Annotated in this window: 25 protein-coding genes and 1 pseudogene; 23 read left to right on the forward strand and 3 right to left on the reverse strand. The window is 66.4% G+C overall.

Features of this window, described 5'->3' with window-relative positions:
• The 4 genes and pseudogenes from ACK6AU_RS18680 to selO form a co-directional block, all read left to right on the forward strand.
• Positions 1 to 271, forward strand: a pseudogene (locus ACK6AU_RS18680) (methyl-accepting chemotaxis protein); the annotation flags it as partial.
• Between the two features lie 166 nt (positions 272 to 437).
• Complete coding sequence (locus tag ACK6AU_RS18685) at positions 438 to 2,180, forward strand: potassium/proton antiporter (protein ID WP_185697442.1); 1,743 nt, start codon at positions 438 to 440, stop codon at positions 2,178 to 2,180.
• Positions 2,181 to 2,248: 68 nt separating this feature from the next.
• Entirely contained in the window at positions 2,249 to 5,575 is a 3,327-nt protein-coding gene (mscK, locus tag ACK6AU_RS18690; RefSeq protein ID WP_409300609.1) for a mechanosensitive channel MscK, read from the forward strand.
• Positions 5,576 to 5,644: 69 nt separating this feature from the next.
• The gene (gene selO / locus ACK6AU_RS18695; protein WP_409300611.1) at positions 5,645 to 7,108 is read left to right on the forward strand and encodes a protein adenylyltransferase SelO; all 1,464 of its coding nucleotides are present in this window, start codon (positions 5,645 to 5,647) and stop codon (positions 7,106 to 7,108) included.
• 1 nt (position 7,109) lies between these two features.
• Here selO and ACK6AU_RS18700 read toward each other — a convergent pair whose 3' ends face one another.
• Positions 7,110 to 7,511, reverse strand: a complete 402-nt coding sequence (locus ACK6AU_RS18700) for a type II toxin-antitoxin system HigA family antitoxin (RefSeq protein WP_152899074.1) — start codon at positions 7,509 to 7,511, stop codon at positions 7,110 to 7,112.
• Positions 7,512 to 7,513: 2 nt separating this feature from the next.
• Positions 7,514 to 7,804, reverse strand: a complete 291-nt coding sequence (locus ACK6AU_RS18705; RefSeq protein ID WP_409300614.1) for a type II toxin-antitoxin system HigB family toxin — start codon at positions 7,802 to 7,804, stop codon at positions 7,514 to 7,516.
• A 227-nt stretch (positions 7,805 to 8,031) separates the two neighbouring features.
• Between ACK6AU_RS18705 and trxC the strand changes: the two genes are divergently transcribed.
• The gene (gene trxC / locus ACK6AU_RS18710; RefSeq protein ID WP_409300616.1) at positions 8,032 to 8,466 is read left to right on the forward strand and encodes a thioredoxin TrxC; all 435 of its coding nucleotides are present in this window, start codon (positions 8,032 to 8,034) and stop codon (positions 8,464 to 8,466) included.
• Between the two features lie 51 nt (positions 8,467 to 8,517).
• On the opposite strand, the gene ACK6AU_RS18715 is transcribed toward trxC, so the two are convergent.
• Positions 8,518 to 9,288, reverse strand: a complete 771-nt coding sequence (locus ACK6AU_RS18715; protein ID WP_022640297.1) for a ParA family protein — start codon at positions 9,286 to 9,288, stop codon at positions 8,518 to 8,520.
• A gap of 344 nt (positions 9,289 to 9,632) precedes the next feature.
• Between ACK6AU_RS18715 and ACK6AU_RS18720 the strand changes: the two genes are divergently transcribed.
• The 18 genes from ACK6AU_RS18720 to ACK6AU_RS18805 all read left to right on the forward strand — a co-directional run bounded on the left by ACK6AU_RS18720 (position 9,633) and on the right by ACK6AU_RS18805 (position 25,442).
• Positions 9,633 to 10,355: a beta-ketoacyl synthase chain length factor gene (locus ACK6AU_RS18720; protein WP_409300618.1), complete on the forward strand. Its 723-nt coding sequence runs from the start codon at positions 9,633 to 9,635 to the stop codon at positions 10,353 to 10,355.
• Positions 10,331 to 11,152, forward strand: a complete 822-nt coding sequence (locus ACK6AU_RS18725; protein WP_409300620.1) for a lysophospholipid acyltransferase family protein — start codon at positions 10,331 to 10,333, stop codon at positions 11,150 to 11,152. The genes ACK6AU_RS18720 and ACK6AU_RS18725 overlap by 25 nt, the downstream gene beginning before the upstream one ends.
• On the forward strand, positions 11,121 to 11,393 hold the full coding sequence (locus ACK6AU_RS18730; protein WP_185697436.1) for a phosphopantetheine-binding protein: 273 nt from the start codon (positions 11,121 to 11,123) through the stop codon (positions 11,391 to 11,393). The genes ACK6AU_RS18725 and ACK6AU_RS18730 overlap by 32 nt, the downstream gene beginning before the upstream one ends.
• A gap of 9 nt (positions 11,394 to 11,402) precedes the next feature.
• Positions 11,403 to 11,657, forward strand: coding sequence for an acyl carrier protein (locus ACK6AU_RS18735; RefSeq protein WP_022640293.1), 255 nt, complete (start codon positions 11,403 to 11,405; stop codon positions 11,655 to 11,657).
• Positions 11,654 to 12,199, forward strand: a complete 546-nt coding sequence (locus tag ACK6AU_RS18740) for a hypothetical protein (protein ID WP_409300623.1) — start codon at positions 11,654 to 11,656, stop codon at positions 12,197 to 12,199. Before ACK6AU_RS18735 ends, ACK6AU_RS18740 begins: the two co-directional genes overlap by 4 nt.
• Positions 12,196 to 13,869, forward strand: coding sequence for an AMP-binding protein (locus ACK6AU_RS18745; protein WP_409300625.1), 1,674 nt, complete (start codon positions 12,196 to 12,198; stop codon positions 13,867 to 13,869). Before ACK6AU_RS18740 ends, ACK6AU_RS18745 begins: the two co-directional genes overlap by 4 nt.
• A 19-nt stretch (positions 13,870 to 13,888) precedes the next feature.
• Complete coding sequence (locus ACK6AU_RS18750; RefSeq protein WP_409300643.1) at positions 13,889 to 14,623, forward strand: glycosyltransferase family 2 protein; 735 nt, start codon at positions 13,889 to 13,891, stop codon at positions 14,621 to 14,623.
• Positions 14,620 to 15,567, forward strand: coding sequence for a glycosyl transferase (locus tag ACK6AU_RS18755; protein ID WP_409300627.1), 948 nt, complete (start codon positions 14,620 to 14,622; stop codon positions 15,565 to 15,567). Before ACK6AU_RS18750 ends, ACK6AU_RS18755 begins: the two co-directional genes overlap by 4 nt.
• Complete coding sequence (gene hutH, locus ACK6AU_RS18760; RefSeq protein WP_185697432.1) at positions 15,548 to 17,092, forward strand: histidine ammonia-lyase; 1,545 nt, start codon at positions 15,548 to 15,550, stop codon at positions 17,090 to 17,092. The genes ACK6AU_RS18755 and hutH overlap by 20 nt, the downstream gene beginning before the upstream one ends.
• Positions 17,085 to 17,510, forward strand: a complete 426-nt coding sequence (locus tag ACK6AU_RS18765) for a thioesterase family protein (RefSeq protein WP_185697431.1) — start codon at positions 17,085 to 17,087, stop codon at positions 17,508 to 17,510. The genes hutH and ACK6AU_RS18765 overlap by 8 nt, the downstream gene beginning before the upstream one ends.
• A complete protein-coding gene (locus tag ACK6AU_RS18770; RefSeq protein ID WP_185697430.1) occupies positions 17,507 to 18,118 on the forward strand; it encodes an outer membrane lipoprotein carrier protein LolA in 612 nt (203 codons plus the stop codon). Before ACK6AU_RS18765 ends, ACK6AU_RS18770 begins: the two co-directional genes overlap by 4 nt.
• Positions 18,102 to 20,441: an MMPL family transporter gene (locus tag ACK6AU_RS18775; protein ID WP_409300630.1), complete on the forward strand. Its 2,340-nt coding sequence runs from the start codon at positions 18,102 to 18,104 to the stop codon at positions 20,439 to 20,441. The genes ACK6AU_RS18770 and ACK6AU_RS18775 overlap by 17 nt, the downstream gene beginning before the upstream one ends.
• A gap of 143 nt (positions 20,442 to 20,584) precedes the next feature.
• Complete coding sequence (locus ACK6AU_RS18780; RefSeq protein ID WP_185697428.1) at positions 20,585 to 21,346, forward strand: class I SAM-dependent methyltransferase; 762 nt, start codon at positions 20,585 to 20,587, stop codon at positions 21,344 to 21,346.
• Positions 21,343 to 21,828, forward strand: a complete 486-nt coding sequence (locus ACK6AU_RS18785) for a DUF3261 domain-containing protein (protein WP_409300632.1) — start codon at positions 21,343 to 21,345, stop codon at positions 21,826 to 21,828. The genes ACK6AU_RS18780 and ACK6AU_RS18785 overlap by 4 nt, the downstream gene beginning before the upstream one ends.
• Positions 21,825 to 23,021, forward strand: a complete 1,197-nt coding sequence (locus ACK6AU_RS18790; RefSeq protein ID WP_409300634.1) for a beta-ketoacyl-[acyl-carrier-protein] synthase family protein — start codon at positions 21,825 to 21,827, stop codon at positions 23,019 to 23,021. The genes ACK6AU_RS18785 and ACK6AU_RS18790 overlap by 4 nt, the downstream gene beginning before the upstream one ends.
• A complete protein-coding gene (locus ACK6AU_RS18795) occupies positions 23,018 to 23,491 on the forward strand; it encodes a hotdog family protein (protein ID WP_185697425.1) in 474 nt (157 codons plus the stop codon). Before ACK6AU_RS18790 ends, ACK6AU_RS18795 begins: the two co-directional genes overlap by 4 nt.
• A complete protein-coding gene (gene fabG, locus ACK6AU_RS18800) occupies positions 23,488 to 24,216 on the forward strand; it encodes a 3-oxoacyl-ACP reductase FabG (RefSeq protein ID WP_185697424.1) in 729 nt (242 codons plus the stop codon). Before ACK6AU_RS18795 ends, fabG begins: the two co-directional genes overlap by 4 nt.
• Positions 24,216 to 25,442: a beta-ketoacyl-ACP synthase gene (locus ACK6AU_RS18805; RefSeq protein ID WP_409300637.1), complete on the forward strand. Its 1,227-nt coding sequence runs from the start codon at positions 24,216 to 24,218 to the stop codon at positions 25,440 to 25,442. The genes fabG and ACK6AU_RS18805 overlap by 1 nt, the downstream gene beginning before the upstream one ends.
• Positions 25,443 to 25,466: the final 24 nt, after the last annotated feature.

The raw sequence follows: 25,466 nt of genomic DNA on the forward strand, positions 1-25,466 counted from the left end.
CGAGTCGACCCTGAACATCGCCCGGGGCGCCGGCCTGTCCCTGGACACCATCAACAGCGCGATCATCGAAATCAACGAGCGCAACCTGGTGATCGCCAGCGCCGCCGAAGAGCAGGCCCAGGTGGCCCGCGAAGTGGACCGCAACCTGGTGAACATCCGCGACTTGTCGGTGCAATCGGCCACTGGCGCCAACCAGACCAGTGCAGCCAGCAACGAGCTGTCGCGCCTGGCCGTGGACCTCAACAGCATGGTCGCCCGCTTCAACCTCTGAAGGCCCTCGCAAACCCGGCCAAAGCCCCGACGGATACCGTCCGCCGGGGCCTGCGTCGCTGCCATGAAAAGCTTTTGACAGCGGCACATTTCAGCAGGTTAGAATCGATGGCACGCAGACTGCATGGTCAGTTCGCGCCCGCCTTTTCCGCTCTGGAGTACTGCCTTTGAATGCGACGACCATCAACAGCCTGTTCTTGATCGGCGCGTTGCTGGTAGGTGCGAGCATCCTGGTCAGTTCCCTCTCCTCCCGCCTGGGCATCCCGATCCTGGTGATCATCCTTGCCGTGGGCATGACCGCCGGCGTCGACGGCGGCGGGATCATCTTCGACAACTATCCGACCGCCTACCTGGTGGGCAACCTGGCCCTGGCGGTGATCCTCCTGGACGGCGGCCTGCGCACCCGGGTCGCGAGCTTTCGCGTAGCCCTGTGGCCGGCGCTCTCGCTGGCCACGGTGGGCGTGCTGATCACCACCGGGCTGACCGGCATGGCCGCGGCCTGGCTATTCGACCTCAACCTGATCCAGGGCCTGCTGATCGGCGCCATCGTCGGCTCCACCGACGCCGCGGCGGTGTTCTCGCTATTGGGAGGCAAGGGCCTCAACGAGCGGGTGACGGCGAGCCTGGAGATCGAGTCCGGCAGCAACGACCCGATGGCGGTGTTCCTCACCGTGACCCTGATCGACATGCTCGCCAATGGCCATACCGGCTTGCACTTGAGCCTGCTGGTGGATCTGGTCCGCGAATTCGGCATCGGCGCGGTGATCGGCCTCGGCGGCGGCTGGCTGATGCTGCAGCTGGTCAATCGCATCCACCTGGCCAACGGCCTGTACCCGATCCTGGTGATCGCCGGCGGGCTGGTGGTGTTCGCCCTGACCAACGCCCTGCATGGCAGCGGTTTCCTCGCGGTGTACCTGTGCGGCCTGGTGATCGGCAACCGGCCGGTACGCAGCCGCCACGGCATCCTGCACATGCTCGACGGCATGGCCTGGCTGGCGCAGATCGGCATGTTCCTGGTGCTGGGGCTGCTGGTCACCCCCCACGACCTGCTGCCCATCGCCCTACCGGCCCTGGGCCTGGCATTGTGGATGATCCTGTTCGCCCGGCCGTTGTCGGTACTGGTGGGGCTGCTGCCATTCCGGGCCTTCCATGGCCGGGAAAAAGCCTTCATCTCCTGGGTCGGGCTGCGGGGCGCGGTACCGATCATTCTCGCGGTGTTCCCGCTGATGGCCGGCCTGCCCAACGCCCAGCTGTACTTCAACCTGGCGTTCTTCATCGTGCTGATCTCCCTGCTATTGCAGGGCACCAGCCTGCCGTGGGTGGCCAAGTGGCTGAAGGTCACGGTGCCGCCGGAGCCGGCACCGATTTCCCGGGCCGCCCTGGAAGTCCATGTCACCAGCGAGTGGGAGCTGTTCGTCTATCGCCTGGGCGCGGAGAAATGGTGCATCGGCGCAGCCCTGCGGGAACTGAAGATGCCCGAAGGCACGCGGATCGCCGCCCTGTTTCGCGGCCAGCAGTTGCTCCACCCGTCGGGTAGCACGGTGCTGGAGGCCGATGACCTGCTGTGCGTGATCGGCCATGAACACAACCTTCCGGCCCTGGGCAAACTCTTCAGCCAAGCCCCGGAACGCGGCCTGGACCTGCGCTTCTTCGGCGACTTCGTCCTCGAAGGCGACGCCCAGCTGGGCGCGGTCTCGGCGCTCTACGGCCTCAAGCTCGACGGCCAGGATGCGAACATGCCGCTGGCGGCATTCATCGCCCAGAAAGTCGGCGGTGCGCCGGTGGTCGGCGACCAGGTGGAGTGGAACAACACTATCTGGACCGTCGCAGTGATGGACGGGAACAAGATCGGCAAGGTCGGCGTCAGATTCCCCGAAGGAAGTCGCCCCGGCCCCGGACTCTTCCTCTAAACTCGCAAGCGCGGCAGGTTCCTACCAGCCAGCGCGCTCCTCTATTCCTACTTGCTTGACCGATATATATGCCGACCTTGCATAAGTTTTTCGCGATCGCCCTGCTGGGCCTGAGTCTCTCTGTCGGCGCCGCACAGGGCGGCGACCCGCCCAGCGCCGAGGCGGTCCAGCAAAGCCTGGACAAGATCGCCGAGCGCAAGCTGTCGGAGGTCGATCAGAAGGCCCTGCAGACCATTTTGCAGAACACCCTGAACCAACTGGCCAACCTGCAGGACTACGAACAGCGTCTGCCGGAACTCAAGCAGCAGTTGGCCAACGCTCCACGCCAGACCCTGGAAAACCAGCGCGAGCTGGAGCGCCTCAAGGCCAGCAAGGTGGTGCCGGTGACCCAGCGCTATGCCACGCTGAGCGTGACGCAGCTGGAGCAACTGCTGGCCGAGCGCACCACCGCCCAGGGTGAACTGCAAAAAGCCCTGGCCCATTCCAACAGCCTGACCATCAGCGCCCAGACCCGCCCCGAACGGGCCCAGGCCGAGATCAGCAACGCCCAGACGCGAATCCTGCAGATCAACACCATCCTCAAGGCGGGCAAGGACAACGGCAAGCTGCTGAGCAGCGACCAGCGCAACCTGCTCAATGCCGAGCTGGCGGCGATCAATGCCTTGATCCCGCTGCGCCGCCAGGAACTGGCAGGCAACAGCCAGCTGCAAGACCTGGGCAGCAGCCAGCACGACCTGCTGGTGGAAAAGATCGCGCGCCTGGAGCAGGAAACCCAGGACCTGCAGACCCTGATCAACCAGAAGCGCCTGGCCCAGTCCCAGGAGACGGTCACCCAGCAATCCATCGAAGCGCAGAAAGCCGGCGGCAGCAGCCTGCTGGCCACCGAGAGCGCCATCAATCTCGAAGCCTCCGACTACTTGCTGCACTTCACCGACCAACTCAACGAACAGACCCAGCGCAACCTGCAGACCAAGCAGCAACTGGACAACGTGACCCAGGTCGCCGCGGCGCTGGACGAGCAGATCAGCGTGCTCAAGGGCAGCCTGTTGCTGTCCAAGATCCTCTACAAGCAGAAACAGGCCCTGCCCCGGCTGAAGGTCGACCGCGACCTGGCGAACAATATCGCCGATATCCGCCTCTACCAGTTCGAGGTCAGCCAGCAGCGCGAGCTGCTCAGCAGCCCCACCGCCTACGTCGACAACCTGCTCAAGAACCAGCCGCCCGAGCAAGTCACCCCGCAGTTGCGCAAGACCCTGCTGGAACTGGCCAATACCCGGGTCGACCTGCTGGACCGCCTGAACCGCGAATTGAGCGCACTGCTCAACGAGTCCATCACCCTGCAGCTGAACCAGAAGCAACTGCTCAGCACCACCCAGACCCTGCGGGCGACCCTCGACGAGCAGATGTTCTGGATCCCCAGCAACAAGCCACTGGACACCGCATGGCTGCGCCAGGTACCCGATCGCTTGCAGTACCAGGTCACCACCTTGCCCTGGGCCTCGAGCTTCAGCGAGCTGATCGACGCGCTGGTGCAGCAGCCCTTGCTGTTCCTGCCCCTGCTGCTGTTGATCGGCGCCCTGCTGTGGCGGCGCAAGAGCCTGTATGCGCGCCTGAGCAAGGTGCACAAGGATATCGGCCATTTCAAACGTGACAGCCAGTGGCACACGCCCCTGGCGATCCTGGTCAACGTCCTGCTGGCGATGCCCCTGGCCCTGGGCCTGGCGCTGTGCGGCTATGCCTTGCAGATCGATGCCCGGGGGCAGAACGCCACCCTGGGCGCGGCGCTGTTGCAGATCGCCCAGGCCTGGCTGGTGTTCTACACCGCCTATCGGATCCTCGCTCCCGGTGGTGTGGCCGAGTTGCATTTCCGCTGGGAGAAACCCCAGGTGGAGTTCCTGCGTGGCTGGATCCGCCGCCTGGGCCTGGTCGTCCTGGCCCTGGTGGCGGTGGTCACGGTGGCCGAGTTGCAGCCCGCGGCCCTGGCCGAGGATGTACTGGGCATCGCCGTGGTACTAACCTGCTATGCCCTGATGGCCTGGCTGCTCAGTCGCCTGCTGCTCAGCAGCCCGACCCACGAGAACGCCTCGCTGTTCCGCAAGGCCGTGGGCTTGCTGTTCACCCTGCTGCCGATCGCCTTGTTCATCGCGGTGTGCTTCGGCTTCTACTACACCGCCCTGAAGCTCAGCGACCGCCTGATCAACACCCTGTACCTCTTGATGCTGTGGCTGGTGGTCGAGGCCACCTTCGTGCGCGGCCTGGCCGTCGCGGCGCGGCGCCTGGCCTACCAGCGCGCCTTGAGCAAGCGCCAGGCGGCCAAGGAGGCCGGGGAAAGCGGTGAAGCGGTGGTCGAGGAGCCGACCATGGACATCGAGAAGGTCAACGAACAGTCCCTGCGCCTGATCCGCCTGGCCCTGCTGGGTGGCTTCATGGTGGCCCTGTATTGGGTCTGGGCCGACCTGATCTCGGTGTTCTCCTACCTGGACCGGGTGACCCTCTACGAGTACACCAGCGGCACCGGCGCCAACATGAGCATGGTGCCCATCAGCATCGGCGACCTGCTCGGCGCACTGATCATCGTCGGCATCACCTTCGCCCTGGCGCGCAACTTGCCGGGCCTGCTGGAAGTGCTGGTGCTGTCCAAGCTGAACCTGGCCCAGGGCAGTGCCTACGCCACCACCACCTTGCTCTCCTATGCCATTGCCGGGATCGGCTTCGTCACCACCCTGTCGACCCTCGGCGTCAGCTGGGACAAGTTGCAATGGCTGGTGGCCGCGCTATCGGTAGGCCTGGGCTTCGGCATGCAGGCGATCTTCGCCAACTTCATTTCCGGCATCATCATCCTGTTCGAGCGCCCGGTGCGGATCGGCGACACCATCACCATCGGCAACCTCTCGGGCACCGTGAGCCGGATCCGCATCCGCGCCACCACCATCACCGACTTCGACCGCAAGGACATCATCGTCCCGAACCAGACCTTCATCACCGGGCAACTGATCAACTGGTCGCTGACCGACACCATCACTCGCGTGACCCTGAAACTCGGCGTCGACTACGGCTCGGACCTGGACCTGGTCAAGGAACTGCTGCTCAAGGCCGCCCGGGAGAACCCACGGGTACTCAAGGAGCCGGAACCCCAGGTGTACTTCCTCAGTTTCGGCGAGAGCACCCTGGACCACGAACTGCGCATGCACGTGCGCGAACTGGGCGACCGCAACCCGGTGATCGACGAGGTCAACCGCTTCATCAGTCGCGAGTTCAAGAAGCAGCACATCAACATCTCGTTCCGGCAGATGGAGGTCTACCTCAAGAACCTCCACGGCCAGGAGTACAAGATGGTGCCCATTGGCCCGGAAAAACCCCAGGACCCACCAGCGCCGGAAAAGCCAGCCCCGTAACGCCCGGCGAACTCGACGCGAACGGCTTTGCCCAGCAGAATGGTCGGACATTCTGCTGGGAGATGGCCGTTGAAAGCCCTCGACGAACTGACCTTCGACAATCGCTTCGCCCGCCTGGGCGATGCCTTCTCGACCCATGTGCTGCCCGAGCCCCTGGACAACCCGCGCCTGGTGGTGGCCAGCCCGGCCGCCATGGCCCTGCTGGACCTGGACCCCGCCGTCGCCGAAAGCCCGGTGTTCGCCGAGCTGTTCGGCGGGCACAAGCTGTGGTCCGAGGCCGAACCCCGGGCGATGGTCTATTCCGGGCACCAGTTCGGCTCCTACAACCCCCAACTGGGGGACGGCCGTGGCTTGTTGCTGGGGGAAGTACGCAACGATGCCGGCCAATACTGGGACCTGCACCTGAAGGGCGCCGGCCAGACACCTTATTCGCGCATGGGCGATGGCCGTGCGGTGCTGCGTTCGTCGATCCGCGAGTTCCTCGCCTCCGAGGCCCTGCATGCCCTGGGTATTCCCAGTAGCCGGGCGCTGTGCGTGATCGGCTCGGACACCCCGGTATGGCGCGAGAAGCAGGAGCGCGGCGCCATGCTCCTGCGCCTGGCGCCCAGTCATATTCGCTTCGGGCATTTCGAATATTTCTACTACACGCGCAAGTCCGAGCAGCACACCCAGTTGGCGGAGTACGTACTGGCCCAGCACTTTCCCGACTGCCGGCACCAGCCCCAGCCCTACCTGGCGATGTTCCGCGAGATCGTCGAGCGCAATGCCGAGCTGATTGCCAAATGGCAAGCCTATGGCTTCTGCCACGGCGTGATGAACACCGACAACATGTCGATCCTGGGCATCACCTTCGACTTCGGCCCTTTCGCCTTCCTCGACGACTTCGATGCACACTTTATCTGCAACCACTCCGACGACCAGGGCCGCTACTCCTTCAGCAACCAGGTGCCCATCGGCCAATGGAACCTCAGCGCCCTGGCCCAGGCCCTGACCCCATTGATTGCGGTCGAGGACCTGCGTGAAGCCCTGGGCCTGTTCCTGCCGCTGTACCAGGCCCACTACCTGGACCTGATGCGCCGGCGCCTGGGCCTGACCCAAGCCGAGGATGCCGACCAGCAACTGGTGGAACGGCTGCTGCAACTGATGCAGGGCAGCGCCGTGGACTACAGCCTGTTCTTCCGCCGCCTGGGGGACACGGCGCCGGAGCTGGCCGTGGCGCAGTTGCGTGACGACTTCGTCGATCTCAAGGGCTTCGATGCCTGGGCCGAGTCGTACGTCGCACGGGTGGCCCGCGATCCGCTGCAGGGCCAGGAACAGCGCCAGGCGCGCATGCACGCGGTCAATCCGCTGTACATCCTGCGCAACTACCTGGCGCAGCAGGCCATCGAGGCCGCGGAATCGGGCGACTACAGCGAAGTGCGGCGCCTGCACCAGGTGCTGAGCCGACCGTTCGAGGAACAGGCCGGCATGGACAACTACGCCAAGCGACCGCCGGACTGGGGCAAGCACCTGGAGATCAGTTGTTCGTCCTGAGTCAGGCGAACACTTCCATCGCCACCTTGAAGCGCTCGGACAGCCAGCGCACCTGCCGCAGGTTGAGCTGGCGCTTGCCACTGAGCACTTCGGAAACCACCGATTGCGCCCCGACCCCGGGCAGGTCGCTCTGGGTCAGGCCGTGCTCGCGCATCAAGTAACGCAGTACATCGATGCCACTAGCCTTGGGGATAGGCCGGTGTTCGAGGTCATACGCCTCGATCCAGTCACCAATGATCTCCAGCAGGCTGTTCAGAGGATGAGCCTCATCATCCCCCGTAAGGTCCAGCAACTCATCCAGAGCCTGGACCAGTCGATCATAGTCTTCTTCGGTCCGAGGCTTGCGTAGCAATGGCGCAACGAATTGCCAGTGCTCGGCCGCCTGCTTGATCAACACACTCATTGTCATCCCTCCTTCCATTGCCCTCGGTCGTACTCACGGTGGTTCAATATGTACCTGATATAGAGTTTCTGGGTGGTGTAGCGCAGGACGGCAATCAACCTCAGCTTGTTGCCACCAACATCGAAGACATGTAATGGACCGACCTTGTCCACAGCCGGGAACATGGCCTTGATTGCCGAGAAATCGGCAAAGCTATTGCTCTTGATCAGTCGGTACCAATCATCCAGCGCCTTGGCTGACTGCGGCCATTTCTCCTTGGCCTCCCATATACGTTTTGCAGTGATCCCTCGCATGCAATGTCCCTATCGCATATTGCTATGAAAGCTAGCCAGAAAGCCGGTCAATCGCAAGTTGCGATAATCATGAATAGACCAGCGGTCGATGTCCTGCCAATCCTAAGAGATAGGAGCCCAGGGACAGGGCTCCGATATGTGAGCGGATGCATCCACCGGCCCCGCGTCTTGATAAATGCGCGCCACGGCTCCAGATAGGTGCCATTGGCCACTGACCCGGAGCCCCCATGACCGACCCACTGCTGATCCCCTGCCCGCACTGCAACGGCCTCAACCGCATCCCCGCCGAGCGCCTGGGCGACCACCCCAAGTGCGGGCGCTGCAAGGCCGAGGTGTTGCTGGACAAACCCTTTGACTTGCAACAGGGCGACTACGCCAGCCAGGTCAAGGGCGACCTGCCGCTGCTGGTGGATGTCTGGGCGGACTGGTGCGGGCCGTGCAAATCCTTTGCGCCGACCTTCCAGCAGGCCGCGGCGCAACTGAGCGGCAAATGCCGCCTGGCCAAGCTGGACAGCGAAGCCAACCAGCAGCTTTCGGCACAGTTGGGCATTCGCTCGATTCCAAGCCTGATCCTGTTCAAAAATGGCCGGGAAGTGGCCCGGCAAAGCGGTGCCCTGCCCTTGCCGCAGTTGATCGGCTGGTTGCGCAGCCAGGGGATTTGAGAGAACGCCATGAAGCGCAGGCCACGCCCAGCGCCCATGGCCACTTGAAACTCAGGCGTTTTCCAGCAGGTTGTGCAGGTCGACGAACTGCTGGGTCAGCTTGTGCCGTGGATCGAGATGGATCAGCGGCAGGCTGGCCTGGTGGGATTCACGCATGCGCACCGAGCTGGCCAGGTACACCGGCAGCACCGGCAGGCCTTCGCCAATCAGCTCGTCGAGCATCTGTTGCGGCAGGCTGGCCCGGGCCTGGAACTGGTTGACCACGATACCCTCGACCTCGAGCTCTTCGTTGTGGTCCTCCTTCAACTCTTCGATCTCGGCCAGCAGGCCGTACAGGGCCTGGCGAGAAAAGCTGTCGCAATCGAAGGGAATCAGCACGCGATCGGCCGCGATCAGCGCCGATACCGCATAGAAATTCAGAGCTGGCGGGGTGTCGAGGTAGATCCGCTCGTAATCCTCGGACAACTCGTCGAGCAATTTGCGCAGCTTGTTGATCTTGTGCTTGGCCTCCAGCTTGGGCTGCAGGTCCGCCAGCTCGGCCGTGGCGGTCACCACATGCAGGTTGTCGAACGGCGTCTCGTAGATGTCCACCTGGTTCTTCCTGGAGAACGGCCCGGAGGACAGGGTCTGCTTGAAGAAGTCGGCGATGCCCATGGGAATGTCCTCGCCGGTCAGGCCGGTGAGGTACTGGGTCGAGTTGGCCTGGGCATCGAGGTCCACCAGCAAGGTGCGATAGCCCTCGCTGGCGCTGACCGCCGCCAGATTGCAGGCAATGCTCGACTTGCCCACGCCACCTTTCTGATTGAACACCACGCGCCGCATAGCTAGACCTCCGTGTATCAAAGATCCCCGAGTGTAGTAGCCCCCGCCGCCCCTTAGCTACCTCGGCAGCATAAGTTCGGCCGGCTATCCCGGGACCGGCCGGCTACTGCGCCAGCCCCGCTGCCAGGCGCCTGCACAAGGCCCCGAAAGCCGATAGCGGCGAAGGGACTCTTCGCTCCACGGCAGATTCTTCTCATTTGCGACCAGCAGCCCATCCGGCATTTGCTACATGACTGTTGCACCGGGATAATGCGCGCCACTGGCGCTTACGCGTCATCCTGGCCAGGCGCCATCCCCAGCGCCGCACCACGTCAAGAAAGCCCGCAGGGGCGGGATGAAACCAAGTGATCAAGTTCAATATCGCTCGATGGCGTGCGTGGGCCCCTGGGCTCGAGGGCGTGGACGCCTGGCAGGCCTGGTGCCAGCAGCCGGTCCTGCCGGCCAGCAGCGATAGCGCTCCGGACGTTTCCTTCCTGCCCGCCATGCAGCGCCGCCGCCTCAGTCGCCTGGCCCGCATGGCCTTCAGCGTTGGCTGGCCCCTGGCCGAGGGCCTCGAGCGCCTGCCCCTGGTGTTCATTTCCCGCCATGGCGAAACCCCGCGGACCCTGGAGATCCTCAGCGACCTGGCCGCCGAGCAACCGTTGTCGCCCACCCAGTTCAGCCTCTCGGTGCACAACGCGGTGATCGGCCTGTGGTCCATCATGCGTGGCGAGACCAGCGAGATGACTGCCCTGGCCGCGGCCGGGGACGGCCTGGAGCACGGTATGCTGGAAGCCGCGGCGCTGTTGGCCGACGGCGCGCCCCACGTACTGCTGGTGATCACCGAGGAGCAGCCCCCCCAGGCCTACGCCGACTGGATCGACGACGTGCCCTTTCCCTATGCCCTGGGCCTGCTGCTGACCCCCGGCGAGGATTGGCAGTTGTCCCTGGATGGCACCGGCGCCCGGAGCCAGGCTCCAGCCCAATGGCCCCACGCCCTGAACCTGTTGCGTACCCTGCTCGGGCCGCAATCTTATTGCCAACATGCCTGGATGAATCGCACATGGACTTGGCAACGCAACCAGTGAAGGCCAAGGGGCGCGATGCCTATTACTGGCGCCTGGTGGCCACGGCGCTGAGCTTTGCGGTGTTCGGAATAGGTGGTTTATGCCTGCGCCTGGTGATCTTCCCGCTGCACGCCTGCCTGCCCGGGGATGCCCTGCGCCAGCGGTTGCGGGCGCGCAAGACCATCAGCCGGCTGTTCTGGCTGTTCATCCGCTGGATGGCCAGGAGCGGCGTACTCACCTATGAGGTCCAGGGCGCCGGGCAACTGGGGCGCCCAGGCCAGATGATCATCGCCAACCACCCGTCGCTGATCGACGTGGTGTTCCTGATCGGCCTGGTGCGCGACGCCAACTGCGTGGTCAAGGACAGCCTGTGGAACAACCCCTTCACTCGCGGCCCGGTGCGCGCGGCCCAGTACATCAGCAACGACGGCAGCCTGGAGATGCTCGAGAACGCCTGCGGGGCTCTGCACGAAGGCCAGACGCTGATCGTCTTTCCCGAGGGCACCCGCACCCCGCCCGGCGCCGCGCCGGCCTTTCATCGGGGCGCGGCGGCGATCGCCCTGCGCGGTGCCAAGCTCATCACACCCGTGGTGATCCGGGTCAGCCCCAGCACACTGACCAAGGCCGAGCCCTGGTACCGGATCCCGCAACGCCGGGTGCACTTCAGTTTTCACGTCGGTGCCGATATAGACCCACAGACCTTTGCCGCCCAGGGCCCGGCGCCCCAGGCTTCGCGCAAGCTCAATGAGCACTTGCACCACTATTTCACCAAGGAGCTCGCCAAAGATGAGCGATACGCACCCGGACCTGATGCTTGAAATCAAACGGCTGATCATCGATGCCCTGGGCCTGGAAGACATCAGCGCCCAGGACATCGGCGACCAGCAGACACTGTTCGGCGAAGGCCTCGGCCTGGATTCGGTGGACGCCCTGGAGCTGGGCCTGGCGATCCAGAAGAAATACGGCATCAAGATCGACGCCGACGCCAAGGACACCCGCAATCACTTCAGCAACGTGGCGAGCCTCGCGGCCTTCGTCAGCGCAAAACAGGCAGCTTGAGAACCGACCATGCAAACCCGTGACGACATCTTCAATACCCTGCGCGATGCCCTGGTCGAACTCTTCGAAGTGGAGCCATCGAGCATCAGCCTGGACTCCAACCTGTACCAGGACCTGGAAATCGACAGCATCGACGCCGTCGACCTGATCGACCACATCAAGCGCCAGACCGGCAAGAAAATCGCCGCCGAGGAGTTCAAGTCGGTACGTACCGTCAACGACGTGGTCGAGGCGGTCTATCGTCTGGTCCAGCCGGCCGCATGAACCGCCTGATCGGCCTGGGCTTGTTGCTGGCCGGCCTGCTTTATCCCTTCGCCGTGTACTTCGGCATGGAGCACTTCGCGCCATGGCAGTTCGGCCTGTTGCTGGGCAGCCTGTGGCTGGTCCGGGCACTGACCGGTGAGCGCCGTCCCGGCAGCCTGTGGATGGCCGGTGCCGCGCTTGTCTTCTGCCTGTTGCTGGCCTGGTTCGACCGCCCGGGGCTGCTGCGCTGGTACCCGGTGCTGATCAGCGCCTGCATGCTGGGGCTGTTCGGCCTGAGCCTCAAGCATGGCCCGCCAGTGGCCGAGCGCCTGGCCCGCCTCAGCGAACCGGAGCTGCCGCCACAGGCCGTACGCTACACCCGCCAGGTGACCATCGCCTGGAGTCTGTTCTTCCTCTGCAACGGCCTGGTCGCCGCCGCCCTGACACTCTGGGCGCCGCTGGACTGGTGGATGCTGTACAACGGCCTGATCGCCTACGGGCTGATGGGTTTGCTGTTCGCTACCGAATGGCTGTTGCGCCAACGGGTAAGAGGCCGTAGATGAACTGGATTCCCCTTGAGCGGCTCCTGCTCGGGACACAAGGGCCACGGCTGGCCAGCGCCCATCCCGAGATCGACCTTGCGACCCTGCAGGCCCGGGCCCTTGGCCTGGCCGCGACCCTCCGGGAGCGGCACGTCGAGCGCGTGGCGATCCACCTGGAAGATGCCGTGGAGCTGGCGGTGGCCCTGCTCGGCGCCTGGCGTGCCGGGGCCAGCGTGCTGCTGCCCGCCGACCTGCAAGCCCAGACCCGCCAGCGCTGGGCGACGGAGGTCGACTTGTGGCTGACCGACCAGGACCCGTTGCTGCCGGCAACCGCGACCAGCCCCCTGGCGGCGGCCGAACTGGACCTGGACACCTGCCGCCTGAGCCTGTGCACCTCCGGTTCCAGCGGCGAACCCAAGCGCATCGACAAGCGACTGCGCCAGCTGGCCAATGAAGTACAGGCCCTGGAGCAACTCTGGGGCCACGACCTGGGCCCGGCCTGGATCATCGGCAGCGTCGCCACCCAGCACATCTATGGCCTGCTGTTCCGGGTGCTCTGGCCACTGTGCGCCGGTCGCCCGTTCCTGCGGCGCCAACTGGCGTTCCCCGAAGACCTGCAACGGGCCAGCCGCCAATGCCCGGCATTCGCCTGGGTGGCCAGCCCGGCACTGCTCAAGCGCATGGGCGACAACCTCGACTGGCCGGCCCTGAGCCAGGTCCGGCGGGTATTTTCTTCCGGCGGCGCCTTGCCCGGCCCCGCCGCCGCGAGCTTGCAGCAGCGCCTGGGGCAATGGCCCACGGAGATCCTCGGCAGCTCCGAGACCGGCGGGATCGCCTGGCGCCAGGGCGCGACCCTGTGGCAACCCTTCGCCGATGTGCAACTGGGCCAGGATGCCGACGGCGCGCTGTTGATCGCCTCGCCCTACCTGCCGGCCGGACACGTGGAACACAGTGCCGATGCCGCGCGAATCGCCACCGACGGCCGCTTCGAACTGCTGGGGCGCCTGGACCGCATCGTCAAGCTGGAAGAAAAACGCATCTCCCTGCCCATGCTGGAGCAGGCCCTGGAAAGCCATGCCTGGGTCGCCGAGGCCCGCCTTGGGGTGATCGAGGAGAACCGTGCCTATCTGGGCGCCCTGCTGGTGCTCGACGAAGCCGGCCTGCATGTACTGCGCAACCAGGGCCGGCGCCACCTGGTCCAGGCCCTGCGCCAGCACCTGGCCCAGCATTGCGAGGCCCTGGCCCTGCCCCGGCGCTGGCGCCTGCTGCGCCAGTTGCCGCTCACCGCCCAGGGCAAGCTGCCCCAGGCCCAGGTCCAGGCCCTGCTCCAGGCGCCGCGCCCGCGGGAGCCGGAAGTCCTGGCCCAATTGCAGCAGGACGACGAGTGGCAGCTGCAACTGGCGATCCCCCCGGACCTGGCCTATTTCAGCGGGCATTTTCCCCAGGCGCCGATTCTTCCCGGGGTGGTGCAGGTGGACTGGGCCCTGGCCCTCGGCCAGCGCCTGCTGGAACTGCCGGGTCGTTTCGCCGGCATGGAAGTGCTGAAGTTCCAGCAACTGATACGCCCCGGCGATCGCATCCAGTTGAACCTGCGCTTCGACACCCAGCGCCAGAAGCTGTACTTCGCCTACCTCAATGCCGGGGCCGCCTGTTCCAGCGGCCGTATCCTGCTGGAGGGCAGCTGTGGATAATTTGTCCAGCCAGGCGCCTGTGCATAACCCTTGCGCGGTGATCCCGGTCTACAACCACGAGGGCGCCGTGCCGGCGGTGGTCGACGCCCTGCGGGAACAGGGTCTGCCCTGCATCCTGGTGGACGACGCCAGCAGCCCCGGGTGCGCCAGCGTGCTGCAACGCCTGGCCGAGCGCGAGCAAGTATTCCTGGTGCGCCTGGCGGTCAACCAGGGCAAGGGCGGCGCGGTCATGGCCGGGCTGCGGGAGGCCGCACGCCTGGGCTTCAGCCATGCCCTGCAAGTGGACGCCGACGGCCAGCACGACCTGAGCGCTGTGGATAACTTCATCCACTGCTCGCGCCAGTCGCCCCAGGCCCTGGTCTGCGGTTATCCACAGTACGACGCCAGCGTGCCCAAGGGCCGCCTCTATGCCCGCTACCTGACCCATGTCTGGGTGTGGATCAACAGCCTGTCGTTGCAGATCCCGGACTCCATGTGCGGTTTCCGGGTCTATCCCCTGGTACCGACCCTGGCCCTGGTCGATTCAGTGGCCCTGGGCCGGCGCATGGACTTCGACCCGGAAATCCTCGTGCGCCTGTCCTGGCGCAACCAGGCCATGCTCTGGCTGCCGACCCGGGTCCACTATCCCCAGGACGGCCTCTCGCACTTTCGCCTGTGGCACGACAACGCCCTGATCTCCAGGATGCACGCCAAGCTGTTCTTCGGCATGCTCGCGCGCCTGCCTCTGATTCTCTGGCGGCGGTGGCGCACATGAACCGCGAGCCCTCCTCCAACAGGCATTGGGCCGAACGCCGCGAACGCGGCAGCTTCTGGCTGATGAAACTCACCGCCTTCGGCGTACGGACCCTGGGCCGCCGGGTGCTGAGCCCGCTGCTGTACGCCATCGTCCTGTACTTCTTCCTGTTCGGCCGCAGCGCCCGCCGCAGCATCTGGCAATACCAGCTGCGCCTGGCCCGCTTCCACCAGCGCGAAGACCTGCTGCCCAGCCAGCGCCGGGTATTCGGTCAGTTCATGGCCTTCGCCGAGGCCCTGCTGGACAAGCTCGATGTGTGGAACGGCAAGCTGCGCCTGGAACAGATCGAGATCCTCGACCCGGCGGGCCTGCGCCAGCAACTGCGCGGCGAACGCGGGCAACTGCTGGTGGGCGCGCACCTGGGCAACCTGGAAGTCTGCCGGGCCCTGGCCGAACTCGGCGAGCAGGTGACCATGAACGTGCTGGTGCATACCCGGCATGCCGAACGCTTCAACCGCCTCCTGGGCGAGGCCGGGGCCAGCAACCTGCGGCTGGTCCAGGTCAGCGAGCTGGACCCGGCGATCATGCTGCAACTGAGCCAGCGCCTGGAGCGCGGCGAGTGGCTGGCGATCGCCGGCGACCGCGTGCCGCTGCACGGCGGGCGCAACGTGCAGGTGGACTTCCTCGGCCAGCCGGCGGCCTTTCCCCAGGGGCCCTGGCTGCTGGCCGGGCTGCTCAAGTGCCCGGTCAACCTGTTGCTCTGCCTCAAGCAGCAGGGGCGCTACCGAGTGATCCTCGAACCTTTCACCGAGGCCGTGCAGTGGAAGCGCAACGACCGCCAGCAAGTGATCGCCCACTGGGCCGCGCGCTATGCCGAGCGCCTGGGCCAGTACTGCCTGCAAGCCCCGCAACAGTGGTTCAACTTCTACCCATTCTGGAAAACCGATGACAACCTCGACTCCTGAGCCGGTCACCTTCGGCGAACATCCCTTGCGCATCGAGGACGTGCTGGCCCTGGCCAACCGCCGGGCGCCAGCGCGCCTGCAAGCCGATGCGGCCTGGCGCCAGCGTATCGCCAAGGGCGCGCAGTTCCTCGACTCCCTGCTGGACAAGGAAGGGGTGATCTACGGCGTGACCACAGGTTACGGCGACTCCTGCGTGGTGGCGGTGCCACTGGAGCATGTCGAGGCGCTACCCCGGCACCTGTACACCTTCCACGGCTGCGGCCTGGGCCAGTTGCTCGATCCCCAGGCGACCCGGGCGGTGCTGGCGGCGCGCCTGCAGTCGCTGTGCCACGGCATGTCCGGAGTGCGCGTGGAGTTGCTGGAACGCCTGCAAGCCTTCCTCGACCTGGACATCCTGCCGCTGATCCCCCAGGAAGGCTCGGTGGGCGCCAGTGGCGACCTGACGCCGCTGTCCTACGTGGCCGCCACCCTGTCCGGGGAGCGCCAGGTGCTGTTCCGTGGCGAACGCCGCGAGTCGGTCGACGTACACCGCGAGCTGGGCTGGCAGCCCCTGGTACTGCGGCCCAAGGAGGCCCTGGCGCTGATGAACGGCACCGCGGTGATGACGGGCCTGGCCTGCCTGGCTTTCGCTCGCGCCGACTACCTGCTGCGCCTGGCGACGCGGATCACGGCCCTGAACGTGGTGGCCCTGCAAGGCAACCCGGAGCACTTCGACGAACGCCTGTTCGCCGCCAAGCCCCATCCGGGCCAGACCCGGGTGGCCGCCTGGCTGCGCCAGGACCTGGCGATCGACGCCCCCACCGCGCCCCTGCATCGTCTCCAGGACCGCTACTCCCTGCGCTGCGCGCCCCATGTACTGGGGGTGCTGGCCGACAGCCTGGGCTGGTTGCGCGCGTTCATCGAAACCGAGCTCAACAGCGCCAACGACAACCCGATCATCGACGCCGAGGCCGAGCGGGTGCTCCACGGCGGGCACTTCTATGGCGGGCACATCGCCTTCGCCATGGACAGCCTGAAGAACCTGGTGGCCAACGTCGCCGACCTGCTGGACCGGCAACTGGCCCTGCTGGTGGACGTGCGCTACAACCACGGCCTGCCGAGCAACCTGTCCGGCGCGACGGCCGAGCGGGCCATGCTCAACCATGGATTCAAGGCGGTGCAGATCGGCGCCAGCGCCTGGACCGCCGAAGCCTTGAAGAACACCCTGCCGGCCAGCGTGTTCTCGCGCTCCACCGAGTGCCACAACCAGGACAAGGTGAGCATGGGCACCATCGCCGCCCGCGATGCGCTGCGCGTGCTGGAGCTCACCGAACAAGTGGCCGCCGCGACCCTGCTGGCCGCCAACCAGGGCGTCTGGCTGCGCAGCCGCGAAGCCGATGCCCGAGCCTTGCCGGCGGCCCTGGCGGCCATGCGCGAGCAGCTGGCCGAGGATTTTCCACCGGTGATCGAGGACCGCGCCCTGGAGGGCGAACTGCGCCTGTGCCTGCAACGTATCGCCGCACAACACTGGAGGTTGCATGCGTAGCCAGGGAGCGATCTACGTCGATACCCAGATCCTGGTGCCGTTCTTCGATGTCGACACCATGCACGTGGTCTGGCACGGGCATTACGTCAAGTACCTGGAGGTCGCCCGCTGCGCCCTGCTCGACAAGCTCGGCCACAACTATGAGCAAATGCGCGACTCCGGCTACGCCTGGCCGGTGATCGACCTGCAACTGCGCTATGTACGTGGCGCGGTGTTCGGCCAGACCCTGAACGTGCGCGCCAGCCTGGTGGAATGGGAGAACCGCCTGAAGATCAACTACCTGATCACCGACCTGGCCACGGGCGAGCGCCTGACCCGCGCCAGCTCGGTACAAGTGGCCGTGGCAATCGCCAGCCGCGAAATGCAGCTGGCCTCGCCCAAGATCTTCACCGACGCCGTGGAGCGCCTGTTGCCATGACCTTCTGCCAACGCTTGCTACTGGCCTGCCTGCTTCTGCTGGCCGTGCCGCCCCTGACCCAGGCCCAGGACTTCGACCTGCAGCGATTGAGCGAGCAGCTGTCGCGCCCCGAGGTGATCCATGGTCGTTTCATCCAGGAAAAACACCTGCGGGCCCTGCCCCAGCCGCTGACCAGCAAGGGCCAGTTCGTCCTGGCCCGCCAGCATGGCCTGCTGTGGCTGTTGCAGACCCCATTGCAACAGGACTACCGCATCACGCCCAAGGGCATCGCCCGCCGCGATGCCGAGGGCTGGCAGATGCTGCCGGGCAAGAGCGCCGGCGCCGAGCACAACCGCCTGTTCCTGGCCGTGCTGCAAGGCGACAGCAGTGGCCTGCAGCGGGACTTCGAACTGCGCCTGCAAGGCACCGCGCAAGACTGGCACCTGCAACTGCTGCCTCGTTCACTGCTGCTCCAGCAGATCTTCACCCGGATCGACATCGACGGCGGCGCCCTGGTGCAACGCATCGAGCTGCTGGAAGCCCAGGGCGACCGCACGTTGTTGATCATGCAGGACAGCACCAGCAACCAACCCCTGAGCGACCTGGAACGCCATGACTTTGCCGAGTGAGCGCTGGTTGCCACGCCTCTTCCTGATCCTGCTGGCCCTGGTCCTGGCCACTGCCGCCTGGCAGTGGCGCCACGGCGCGCCCTTGTCGGCCGACCTCATGGAACTGGTGCCAGGCACCGCCCCGGACGCCCTGGAGTTGCAGGCCGAACAGCGCATGCAGGAGCCGTTGAACCGCGAGATCCTGGTCCTGGTGGGCCACGCCCAACGCCAGCAGGCGCTGGACCTGGCTCGCGAACTGGCCGGGCAGTGGCAGGCCAGCGGCCTGTTCGACAAGGTCCAGTGGACCCTGCAGGCCGACCTGCCGGCCTTGCGCAAGCAACTGTTGCAGGGTCGCCTGGCGATGCTTTCGGCCAAGGACCGCCTGCAGTTGCTCGAACAGCCCCAGGCCTTCATCCAGCAACGGGTGCAGAGCCTGTTCGACCCCTTCGCCGGCTTCACCCTGGTGCCCAGCCAGGATGATTGGCTGGGCCTGACCGGGCGGATCCAGGCCAGCCAGCCACAACACGCCAGCGTGCAACTGGACATCGGCAGCGGCGCGCTGCTGGCCGAGGCCGACGGCAAGCACTGGGTGCTGCTGCGGGCCCATACCGCCGGCAATGCCTTCGACCTGCGATTGCCGTTGCAGGTGGCCGGACTGCTGCAGCACAGCCGCGAACAGGCCGCTCACCAACAAGGACAGCTACTGGCGGCCAGTGGCTTGCTGTATGCCGCCAACGGCCAGCAACAGGCCTCACGGGAAATCTCCTGGGTCGGCGGAGGCGCGACCCTGGGCATCCTGGCACTGCTGCTCCTGGCCTTTCGCCGCTGGCACGCCTTGCTGGCCTTCGTCCCGGTGCTGGTGGGCATGCTGTTCGGCGCCGTGGCCTGCGTCGCCCTGTTCGGGCACATGCACGTCATGACCCTGGTGCTGGGCTCGAGCCTGATCGGCGTGGCCGTGGACTATCCACTGCACTACCTGTCCAAGAGCTGGAGCCTCAAGCCCTGGCGCAGCTGGCCGGCCCTGCGCCTGACCCTGCCGGGCCTGAGCCTGAGCCTGGCCACCAGTTGCATCGGCTACCTGGCCCTGGCCTGGACGCCATTCCCGGCCCTGACCCAGATCGCCGTGTTCTCCGCCGCCGGCCTGCTGGGCGCCTACCTGGCGGCCGCGTGCCTGCTGCCGGCGCTGCTGCGCAAGGTCGAGCTATACCCGGCGCAGTGGCCGCTACGGGTCGCCGCCGGCTTGCTGCGGCTGCGCAGCGCCCTGCTGGCAAGGGTGCCGGGCCCGGTGCTGCTGGCGCTGCTGGGGTTGTTCTGCGCGGCGGGCCTGTGGCAGCTCGACAGCAAGAACGATATCCGCCAGTGGGTCGGCGCACCGCCCCAGTTGCTGCAAGAGGCCCAGGCCATCGCCCGGATCACCGGCTACCAACCCACCAGCCAGTTCTTCCTGGTGCGCGCAGCCGACCAGCAACAGCTGCTGGAGCGCCTCGACCTCCTGGACGAACGCCTGCGCCCCCTGGTGGGCCTGGACAAGCTCAAGGGCTACCTGTCGCTCAACCAGTTGCTCAGCCAGCCGGCGCAGCAACGCCAGGTCCGCGCGGCCCTCGAGCGCCTGCCCGAATACTGGCAGCCACTGCTGGCGCTGGGCGTGCCCGAGCAGGCGCTGCAAGCCGAGCTCAAGCAATTGCAGGAGCTGCCCCTGGCAGACATCGACAGCGCGCTGGCAGGGCCGCTGGCCGAACCCTTCCGGCCACTCTGGCTCGGCGCCAATGCCGAGGGCGTGGCCGCCCTGGTCAGCTTGCAGGGCCTGAACGACGCGGCCTTGCTGCGAGTCCAGTCCAGCGACCTGCCCGGCATCGAGCTGGTGGATCGCCTGGGCGAGCTGAACCAGGTCTTCGCCGCCACCCAGGTCAGCGCCGCCGAGCTCAAGCTGGCCTCCTGCGTGCTGATCGTGCTGGTGCTGGTCCTGCCCTTCGGTTTCGGCGGGGCCTTGCGCCTGGTGGCCCTGCCGCTGCTGGCGGCCCTGTGCAGCCTGGCCAGCCTCGGTTGGCTGGGGCAGCCACTGACGCTGTTCAGTCTGTTCGGCCTGCTGCTGGTGACCGCCATCAGCGTCGACTACGCGATCCTCATGCGCGAGCGGATCGGCGGCGCGGCCGTGAGCTTGCTGGGCACCCTGTTGGCGGCGCTGACCACCTGGCTGTCGTTCGGCCTGCTGGCCATCTCCAGCACCCCGGCGGTGAGCAATTTCGGCCTGGCCGTCAGCCTCGGCCTGGCTTTCAGTTTCATCCTCGCCCCCTGGGCCGGCCATGAACCGCACCCCGCTGCGCCAGCGGAGCCAGCACCGTGAGCCGGTCGCCGGCCAGCATGGCCTCCCCGAACCAGAATCCCGCCGCAGCGGCAAGGAGCCCCGATGCCATCCATTGAAATGGAATGTCGCCTGCTGGCGCAAAGCGCCAGCGTCCCCCCGGCAACCGATGCGAGGGTTCGCCCATGACCGGCCAGGCCTCGCCCTACCTGAGCGACAGCTACGTCGAGGAGACCCGCTTCGGCTTCTGGTTCCTGCGCAGCCATACCTGGCAGCACCACGTGTTGCGAGTGGCGATCAACGACCTGCGTTCACTGTTCGACGACGAGCCGCCGCACGCCCCGGTGCTGCTGGATGCCGGCTGCGGCCAGGGCAAGTCCTTCCAGCACTTGCGCCAGGTGTTCACTCCCCAGCGCCTGATCGGCATCGATGCCGACCCCCACAGCCTCGAACTCAGCGCCGAGGAAGCCCGGCGCCAGCAATGGGAGGTGGAACTGATCGGCAGCGACTGCGCGACCCTGAAGCTGGACGATGCCAGCGTCGACCTGTTGTTTTGCCACCAGACCTTCCATCACCTGGTGGAACAGGAAAAAGCCCTCGCCGAGTTCTATCGTGTGCTCAAGCCCGGCGGCTACCTGATGTTCGCCGAATCCACCCAGGCCTATATCGATACCTGGGTGATCCGCTGGCTGTTCCGTCACCCCATGCACGTGCAGAAAAGCGCCGCCGAGTACTTGCAGATGATTCGCCAGCAAGGCTTCGAGTTCTCCGAGGACAATGTGTCCTATCCGTACCTGTGGTGGAGCCGCGCCAAGGACTTCGGCCTGCTGGAACGCTTTGGCCTGCGCCAACCGCCACCGGTGGGCCAGCGCGAGGAAACCCTGGTCAACGTGGTGGCCCGCAAGCCCCTGGCGGCGCCAGGCACCGGGCAAGGTCGAACCTCATGATCCGTGCCCTGCTGCTCGGTTGTGTCCTGCTGCTGAGCGCCTGCGTCAGCCAGGCGCCACTGCCGCAACGCGTGCCCGCGCTGGACCTGCCGCTGCAGCTGCATATCCAGCGCCAAAGCCAGGGCCAGCGCCAGGACTGGCTGCTGGTGCTCCAGGCCGAAGGGCCGGGACTGCGCTGGTCGCTGATGGACCCCCTGGGCATTCCCCAGGCCCGCCAGCGCCTGGTGGATGGCCACTGGCAAGCCGATGGCCTGCTGCCGCCCAATCCCGAGGCCAGGGAGCTGTTCGCCGCCCTGCTGTTCGCCTTGACCCCGGCGGCCGAATTGCCGGCCAGCTACCCCGGCGCTCAAACCCAAGACCAGCGGCGGGCCCTTGGCCAACGCTGGCGGGTCACTTATCGACAAACACTGGATTTCATCGTGGAACTGCCCCAAGGCCCGCACTATCAGGTCACCGCGCTGACCTCCGAGACCACTCCATGACCGCCTACCTCAACGCCCTCGGGCTGGTCTGCGCCCTGGGCCGCAATCGCCCGGCAGTCGCCCGTCGCCTGTTTGCCGGCGACTGCTCGGGCATGCGTGCAGAAAGCGGCTGGGTACCCGAACGCACGTTGCCGGTGGCGGCGGTGCGCGGGCCCCTGGCCAGCCTGCCGCCAGGACAGCAGATCCATGGCAGCCGCAACAACCAGCTGCTGCTGGAAGCCACGCTGCAGATCGAGGACGACATCCGCCGGGCCATCGAGCGCTACGGCCATGGCCGGGTCGGCGTGGTCCTGGGCACCAGCACCTCGGGGATCGACGAGGCCAGCCGCGGCCTCGCCGGCTACCTGCGGGACCGGCAGTTCCCGGCGGACTACAACTATCGCCAGCAGGAGCTCGGCGCCCCGGCCAACTTCCTCGCCCAGTGGCTGCAATTGAGCGGGCCGGCCTACGTGATCTCCACCGCCTGTACCTCCAGCGCCCGGGCCCTGCTCAGCGCCCGGCGCCTGCTGGAACTGGGGATCTGCGACGCGGTGCTGTGCGGTGGGGTCGACAGCCTGTGCAAGCTGACCCTCAACGGTTTCTCGGCCCTGGAGGCGGTCTCCGGCCAGCGGTGCAATCCGTTTTCGCGCAATCGCGACGGCATCAATATCGGTGAGGCCGCGGTGCTGTTCCTGATGACCCGGGAACCCGGCGCCGGGCCTTCCATCGCCCTGCTCGGCGGTGGCGCCAGTTGCGATGCCTACCATATCTCCGCGCCGGCACCCGACGGTCGCGGCGCCCTGCAAGCCATGGAACTGGCGTTGCGCAGCGCCCAGTTGCAAGCCCGGCAGATCGCCTACCTGAACCTGCACGGCACCGCCACCCAGCACAACGACGCCATGGAAAGCCTGGCGGTGGCCGGACTGTTCCCCGAGGGCGTGCCCTGCTCCTCGACCAAGCCCATGAGCGGCCATACCCTGGGCGCCGCCGGGGCCCTGGAAGCAGCGTTCTGCTGGCTGGCCCTGGGTGCCGACAACCCCGGCGGGGCCTTGCCGCCCCATGTCTGGGATGGCCAGGCCGATCCGGCGCTGCCAGGGCTGCACTGGGTCACGGCCGCCGACCGCCTGGAATCCCATTCACCCCGCCGCCTGATGAGCAATTCCTTCGCCTTCGGCGGCAACAACGTCAGCCTGATTATCGGAGACGCCCCATGATTGACTGGCCGCTCGCCGAACTGCTGCCCCATGCCGGCGACATGATCCTCATCGACCAGGTCCTGGCCTTCGATGAAGAGCAAGTGCGCACCCGCCTCGAAGTCCGCCCCGGCGGCCTGTTCAACCGGCCCGACGGCAGCCTGCCAGCCTGGGTCGGCGTCGAGCTGATGGCCCAGAGCGTCGCCGCCTACGCCGGTTGCCGTGCCCGCCAGCAAGGCCAGCCAGTGGAGCTGGGCTTCTTGCTGGGCACTCGCAAGTTCCAATGCAATGTCGAGTGCTTCCCCGCCGGCAGCGTGCTGGAAATCCATGCAGCGTGCTCCCTGGAGGACGACAACGGCATGGGCGTGTTCGAGTGCCACCTGAGCGGCCCGGGCATCGCCGCCAGTGCACGCCTGAACGTCTACCGCCCGCCCCGGGCCGCCGACTACCTGCATGAAACCGCCGATTCTTCCCAAGGAACCCCGTCATGACTGACTCCATACTGGTCACTGGCTCCAGCCGTGGCATCGGCCGTGCCATCGCCCTGCGCCTGGCCCAGGCCGGTTATGACCTGGTGCTGCATTGCCGCACTGGCCGTACCGAAGCCGAAGCCGTCCAGGCCGAGGTCCAGGCCCTGGGCCGTACCGCCCGCATCCTGCAATTCGATGTCGCCGACCGCGCGGCCTGCAAGGCGGCCCTGGAGGCCGATGTCCAAACCCATGGCGCCTACTATGGCGTGGTGCTCAATGCCGGCCTGACCCGCGACGGCGCCTTCCCGGCCCTGGGCGAGGAGGACTGGGACCAGGTGCTGCGCACCAACCTCGACGGTTTCTACAACGTCCTGCATCCCGTGATGATGCCGATGATCCGGCGCCGCGCCCCCGGGCGGATCGTCTGCGTCGCTTCGGTCTCGGGCCTGATCGGCAACCGTGGCCAGGTCAACTACAGCGCGTCCAAGGCCGGCCTGATCGGTGCCGCCAAGGCCCTGGCCATCGAGCTGGGCAAGCGCAAGATCACCGTCAACTGCGTGGCCCCGGGCCTGATCGACACCACCATGCTCGACGAGCATGTACCGGTGGAGGAACTGCTGAAGATGATCCCCGCGCAGCGCATGGGCACCCCGGAAGAAGTGGCTGGCGCGGTGAATTTCCTGATGTCCGCCGAAGCCGCCTACATCACTCGCCAGGTGCTGGCGGTCAACGGGGGCTTGTGCTGATGAAGCGCGTGGTCGTCACCGGCATGGCCGGCATTACCGCCCTGGGCAACGACTGGGACAGCCTGGTCGAGCGCTTCGCGGCCAATCGCAGCGGCATCCGGCGAATGGACGAGTGGGACAGGTTCAGCGAGCTCAACACCCGCCTGGCCGGCCCCATCGACGATTTCCAGGTGCCCGGGCACTGGACCCGCAAGCAACTGCGCAGCATGGGCCGGGTCTCGCGGCTGGCGGTCGCGGCCGCCGAACAGGCCCTGGCCGACGCCGGGCTGCTGGGCGATCCCTCGATCAAGGATGGGCGCATGGGCGTGGCCTGCGGCTCGTCCACCGGCAGCACCGAGGAGATCAAGGCCTTCGGCAACATGCTGCTGAACTCGGTGGCAGAAGGGCTCAACGCCAACTCCTACGTGCGCATGATGCCCCACACCACCGCGGCCAATATCAGCATCTTCTTCGGTCTCACCGGGCGCCTGATTCCCACGTCCAGCGCCTGTACCAGCGGCAGCCAGGGCATCGGCTATGCCTACGAGGCGATCAAGTTCGGCCGCCTGCCGATGATGCTCGCCGGAGGCGCCGAGGAGCTGTGCCCCACCGAAGCCATGGTGTTCGACGCGCTGTATGCCACCAGCTTGAAGAACGACGCGCCCCAGAGCAGCCCGCGGCCCTACGATTGCGCGCGCGACGGCCTGGTGATCGGCGAAGGCGGCGGCATGCTGGTCCTGGAAGAGCTGGAGCATGCCTTGGCCCGGGGAGCGCGGATCCACGCGGAAATCGTCGGTTTCGGCAGCAACGCCGACGGCCAGCACACCACCCGTCCCGAGCAGGCCACCATGCGCCGGGCCATGGAGCTGGCGCTGGAAGACGCGGCCCTGGCGCCCGCCGCCATCGGCTACGTCAACGGCCATGGCACCGCCACCGAACAGGGCGACATCGCCGAGACCCAGGCCACCAGCAGCCTGTTCGGCAACCGCATGCCCATCAGCTCGCAGAAGAGTTTCCTCGGCCACACCCTGGGCGCCTGCGGGGCCCTGGAATCCTGGTTCAGCATCGAGATGCTCAAGCGCGACCTCTACGTGCACACCTGCAACCTGGACCGGGTCGACCCTCGCTGCGGCGAGCTGGACTACCTGCAAGGCGGCTTGCGTGCCATGAGCCACGAATACGTGATGAACAACAACTTCGCCTTCGGCGGCGTCAACACCTCGTTGATCTTCCGCCGCTGGTCCTGACCCTTGCCGCCTCCTGGAGAAAAT

The organism is Pseudomonas sp. KCJK8993, from assembly GCF_046230915.1.
GTDB classification, from domain to species: domain Bacteria; phylum Pseudomonadota; class Gammaproteobacteria; order Pseudomonadales; family Pseudomonadaceae; genus Aquipseudomonas; species Aquipseudomonas piscis.